The sequence below is a fragment of the Rhodospirillales bacterium RIFCSPLOWO2_02_FULL_58_16 genome (assembly GCA_001830425.1).
In the GTDB taxonomy this organism is placed as follows: Bacteria; Pseudomonadota; Alphaproteobacteria; order Rhodospirillales; family 2-02-FULL-58-16; genus 2-02-FULL-58-16.
Genome location: MIAA01000043.1, coordinates 1 through 4,283 on the forward strand (window position 1 = coordinate 1; position 4,283 = coordinate 4,283).

Annotated in this window: 5 protein-coding genes and 1 pseudogene (1 of these 6 running past the window's edge); 3 read left to right on the plus strand and 3 right to left on the minus strand. The window is 58.1% G+C overall.

From position 1 onward, the window contains the following. Positions 1–110: 110 nt before the first annotated feature. Positions 111–656, minus strand: a complete 546-nt coding sequence (locus tag A3H92_05165; GenBank protein OHC73753.1) for a hypothetical protein — start codon at positions 654–656, stop codon at positions 111–113. Positions 657–664: 8 nt separating this feature from the next. Here A3H92_05165 and A3H92_05170 point away from each other — a divergent pair, with 8 nt between their 5' ends. Continuing rightward, positions 665–1,699, plus strand: a complete 1,035-nt coding sequence (locus A3H92_05170) for a cyclic pyranopterin phosphate synthase MoaA (protein ID OHC73754.1) — start codon at positions 665–667, stop codon at positions 1,697–1,699. A gap of 45 nt (positions 1,700–1,744) precedes the next feature. Beyond that, complete coding sequence (locus A3H92_05175) at positions 1,745–2,227, plus strand: hypothetical protein (protein ID OHC73755.1); 483 nt, start codon at positions 1,745–1,747, stop codon at positions 2,225–2,227. A gap of 3 nt (positions 2,228–2,230) precedes the next feature. Here A3H92_05175 and A3H92_05180 read toward each other — a convergent pair whose 3' ends face one another. After that, on the minus strand, positions 2,231–3,268 hold the full coding sequence (locus A3H92_05180) for a chitin deacetylase (GenBank protein ID OHC73815.1): 1,038 nt from the start codon (positions 3,266–3,268) through the stop codon (positions 2,231–2,233). 79 nt (positions 3,269–3,347) lie between these two features. After that, positions 3,348–3,911, minus strand: coding sequence for a D-alanyl-D-alanine dipeptidase (locus tag A3H92_05185; protein ID OHC73756.1), 564 nt, complete (start codon positions 3,909–3,911; stop codon positions 3,348–3,350). A gap of 63 nt (positions 3,912–3,974) precedes the next feature. Between A3H92_05185 and A3H92_05190 the strand changes: the two are divergent. Next, positions 3,975–4,283: pseudogene (locus tag A3H92_05190) on the plus strand (tRNA (adenosine(37)-N6)-threonylcarbamoyltransferase complex dimerization subunit type 1 TsaB) (it continues 381 nt past the right edge of the window).

The window sequence follows — 4,283 nt, forward strand, 5'->3', positions numbered from 1 at the left end:
CTATACCTCCTCTGTGTCTCTGAGCCTCTGTGTTTCATGAAACGGCGTTTCTTTCAGTCAACGCGCCGGGCGTTAGGGGGATCGGCGGCAACCTTCCCTGACGCCGGCATTTACTTCTTGGCGGGGGTCCAGGATATCGTCGCGACATCTCCCTCCTGGGCGCAAAGTCCGGCAAGCCCGGCGGCGGAGATTTTAGCCGGGGTCAGCCCGTTAACCATCACCACGCCGGAGTTGGCGAGCACCCAGGATGCGTTAACACAAATTTTCCGGGGGACCGCTTCCGCGATCACGGTAACGTCGTCGCCGGTTTTTTCGACCTTGAGAGCGCCGCCGAAGGCATGGGTCGGCGCAACCGCGCCGTCGACGGCGCCGTTCATCTGCTCGACAAGACGTTCAAACGGCGGCAACGATTCCTGCTGTCCCTCGGATATGAAAATAAACACGGCGCCGATGACGGCCGCAACGCCGACGGTCGCCGTCAACATCCACCCGGGAACGCCGGATGATTTTCTTGATTTATGAGGAACCGCATGAGGCCCCGGCTTATGCCCGCTTCCTTCGACATGATGAGTATCGTGCTTTTTGACCGTCATGGCGCTCCCGCGTCTTATATTTTTCCCATAGAGGTAAATTATATCATAGGCATAAGGTATCATATATACCAATGTGGTCACGCCGCTTGGGGCGCGCCGCCGGGAGTAGATGCTTCGTGATTGATCCGTTCGGCCGCAAGATCACCTATTTACGGGTTTCCGTTACCGACCGCTGCGACTTGCGTTGTTACTATTGCATGTCCGAAGATATGAAGTTCCTGCCCCGCAAGGAGCTGCTGAGTCTGGAGGAGATGGACCGGCTGTGCAGCGCCTTCGTCGCCCAGGGCGTACGCAAGCTGCGCATTACCGGCGGCGAGCCGTTGATCCGGCGCAACGTCATGAGTCTGCTTGTCTCGCTGGGGCGACACCTGAAAAGCGGCGATCTGGATGAGATCACCCTGACCACCAACGCCACCCGACTTTCCAGATACGCCGCCGAACTTTATGCAAGCGGCATCCGCCGCATCAATGTTTCGCTTGATACGCTGGACAGAGACAAATTCCGCGAGATCACCCGCCACGGCGAACTGGACAAGGTGCTGGAAGGCCTGATGGCGGCCAAGAATGCAGGGCTGAGAGTCAAGGTCAACGCGGTGGCTCTCAAGGGCGTCAATGACGGCGAGGCCGGTCGTCTGGTCGCCTGGTGCGGAGATCACGGCTTTGATCTTACCTTTATTGAGACCATGCCCATGGGCGAATCCGGGGAAGGGGACATTGACAGGTACATCCCGCTGGCCGAGGTGCGTTCACGTCTGGAGAAAGAGTGGACACTGGAGGATATAACCGACAGCACCGGCGGCCCCTCGCGCTATGTCAAGATTGTCGAGACCGGACGGCGCGTGGGGTTCATCACCCCGATGAGCCGGCATTTCTGCGACACCTGCAATCGTGTGCGCCTGACCTGTACCGGCACTCTTTACATGTGCCTGGGTCAGAACGCGGCGGTTGACCTGCGTGGCCCCCTGCGCGCCGGCGATTCAGGCGAGCTGCTGACGTCGGCCATAAAAGACGCCATTGCCGGAAAGCCGAAGGGACACGATTTTATCCTCGACCCGATCTGCAAACGCCCCGTCATGGGCCGCCATATGAATGTCACCGGCGGTTAACAGGCTTTTCCCATTCGGCGGTTTGTGCCATGCTTGCTTATTCAAATGGGGATCGACATGGGTTTTTTAAGCACCCTGAAGAATCACTACCAGTCGCAAATGAAGCGCAACCACAACCGTCCTTTCCTTAAAGGCGCGATGGCGGCTTGCGCTCTGGTCGCCATTGCCGACAGGGAAGTATCGTTCTCCCAGCGGGTAAGAGTCGATCAGATCATGGAGACGCTGGACGCCTTGAAGGTCTTTGACCCTCACGACGGCATTGATCTGTTCAACGAGTTTGTTGACGCCATACGGAAATGTCCCAAGGGAGGACGGGATCAGGCCTATGAAGCGATCATGGCGGTGGCGGTTACCGATGAGACCAAGGAATTGCTGTTGCGCATTTGCCTCGCCGTCAGCGAGGCCGACGGCGAAAAGCACCTCGCCGATCAGATCGAGATAGTCATGTTGTGCAGCCTGCTGGGCATCGATCCGCGAAACTGCGGGTTGTACGTCGATAAAACGGCGGAAGAAATCCTGTCCGCTTAGTGGTTATGGAACAAAAAACTGTCGGCCCAGCCAGCGCCAGCGGCTTTGTGATGCCGGCATGGTGCAGTTGATGCGGTTTCGCCCCTTGGGCATGGGTTTTTTCATCCTTACTTCGATGCGGGACTCGCCGAGGCGGGACACATCGGCCCTTCCCTCGTGGGAAGTAAAGCATGTCAGTCTGTTAAGGTCGCCGATGTCGGCGGTTACCGTAAAGCCGAAAGCCGGCGGGTTGTCGCCGGCGGCGCTCAGCAGGTGATCGGCGGGAGTTATGTCGCTGACCGGCAGGGCCAGCGCATTGGCCGCCGTACGGAAACGCGGCAGGTCGCCGTACGTCTCGTTCAGGGAAAAGCGCGGCAGATAATAAAAGTCGCCGCTGCCGCTGATGGCTCCCGAATGCTGGCCGAAAGCGGCGCTGAAGCCGGACTCGCTGACCAGCCTTTCGATCTCCATGCCGGCTTCGCCGTAAGGGTAAGCGAACAGCGTCGGGCGTATTCCGAGCATTTGTTCAAAACGGTCAAAGCCCTTTTTGATTTCAAGACGGTTTTCCTCGATGCTCAGTCTCGGCATGTGCGGGTGCGAGGCGCTTTGATGGCCGATGACGACTCCGGCGTCGGCCATTTCCCGTAATTTGTCCCAGGTCATCGAACCGGGAGTCGCTCGGTCAATATCGTCGGTGTTTATGAACAAGGTGAACGGCAGACCCGCCTTTTTCAGGCGCGGCCAGGCCTCTGTGTAAACCGACAAATAGGCGTCATCAACGGTGATGCCGATGGTCCGTTCGGGCAGCGACTTGCCTTGGCGCAGCGTCTCGATAATTTCCGTTACCGGCAGCACGGCATAGGCGCCGCTCTGAAGTTCCTTGATATGGGATTCAAATTGCTCAATGGAAATGTTGGTGGTGGGATGCTCACGCTCGCCGAATCGATGGTACATGAAAATTACCGAAGAATCGGCGGCCGACAGCGAGGTAGCGGAGAAAAGGACGGCAGTGAAGCCGACAAAAAAGCCTATGCGGATAATTTTACGGCAAGAGCGCACGATTTTTTGCCTCAATGCTTACGCAAGACGTGATCTTTCCCTCTTCCTCGTTCAAGTACAAGAACCCAAATGTATCGTGACGCTAAGGGCGCATCATGCCCTCGGGCAAAACGGAGTTATCAAGGACGGGATATCGCCGGCTGTCAAAAAGCTGGTAGTGCCACCATTCGCGGCGATAAAAATCCCATCCGGCTGAGGACATCAGGCCAAGCAGAAGGAACCGGTTGCGTTGCGCCTCCACGCTGATTTCGGCGTTGCCGTGATGGGATAACGGCGTGAAAGCGTCAAACGCCGTACCCATGTCAAGCTCAACGCCCCCGTCGTCAAGCAGGGTAAGGTCAACGGCGGCGCCCCGCGAGTGGGGAGACCCGCGACGGGGATCGGCCAGGAAACCGGGATCGGGCGTGTGGTTCCACAACACCCACTGGGCCTCGGACGGACGGAAGGCGTCAAAAATCTTGAGGTGCAATCCCTGGATCGCCGCCAGTTTCACGGCCCGCGCCAGCAGACGTTCGCCGTCCGGGTTCAAATAACATGCCGCCCGCGAGTAGACCGGCTTGCCCGTAAAGTTGTTCGCCGTCGCATAGGCGATTTCAAGGATGACGCCGTGACTTTTCTCGGTAATTTCAATCAGCGCCGGTTTCATCGCATTCCTGTTGCATAAATCCGCATAAAGCACAGTATAACCCTTCACAAAGGATTAGTGCCTATGAATATTCTGGCGCTGGATACGGCGACATCTTCCTGTTCGGCGGCCTTGTGGAAGGACGGCGGGGTCAGGTCGCGTCGTCTGCGGACGATGGCTCATGGCCAATCGGAAGTTCTGATGGGGATGGTGCGGGAAGTTCTTGCCGAAGCCGCCTGCGGCTTCTCCGAATTGAACCTGTTGGCGGTCACCACGGGACCGGGATCATTTACCGGCCTGCGGGTCGGCCTGGCGGCGGCTCGTGGACTTGCGCTGGCCTGCGGCTTGCCGTGCCTCGGCGTCACCACCCTGGAAACGGTGGCTCATCAGGTC

Excerpts from the sequence above, each read along its gene's own strand:
- A3H92_05175 (OHC73755.1), top strand. The coding sequence starts at position 1,745 with ATGGGGATCGACATGGGTTTTTTAAGCACCCTGAAGAATCACTACCAG.
- A3H92_05170 (OHC73754.1), top strand. The coding sequence starts at position 665 with ATGTGGTCACGCCGCTTGGGGCGCGCCGCCGGGAGTAGATGCTTCGTG.
- A3H92_05165 (OHC73753.1), bottom strand. The coding sequence starts at position 656 with ATGATACCTTATGCCTATGATATAATTTACCTCTATGGGAAAAATATA.
- A3H92_05185 (OHC73756.1), bottom strand. The coding sequence starts at position 3,911 with ATGAAACCGGCGCTGATTGAAATTACCGAGAAAAGTCACGGCGTCATC.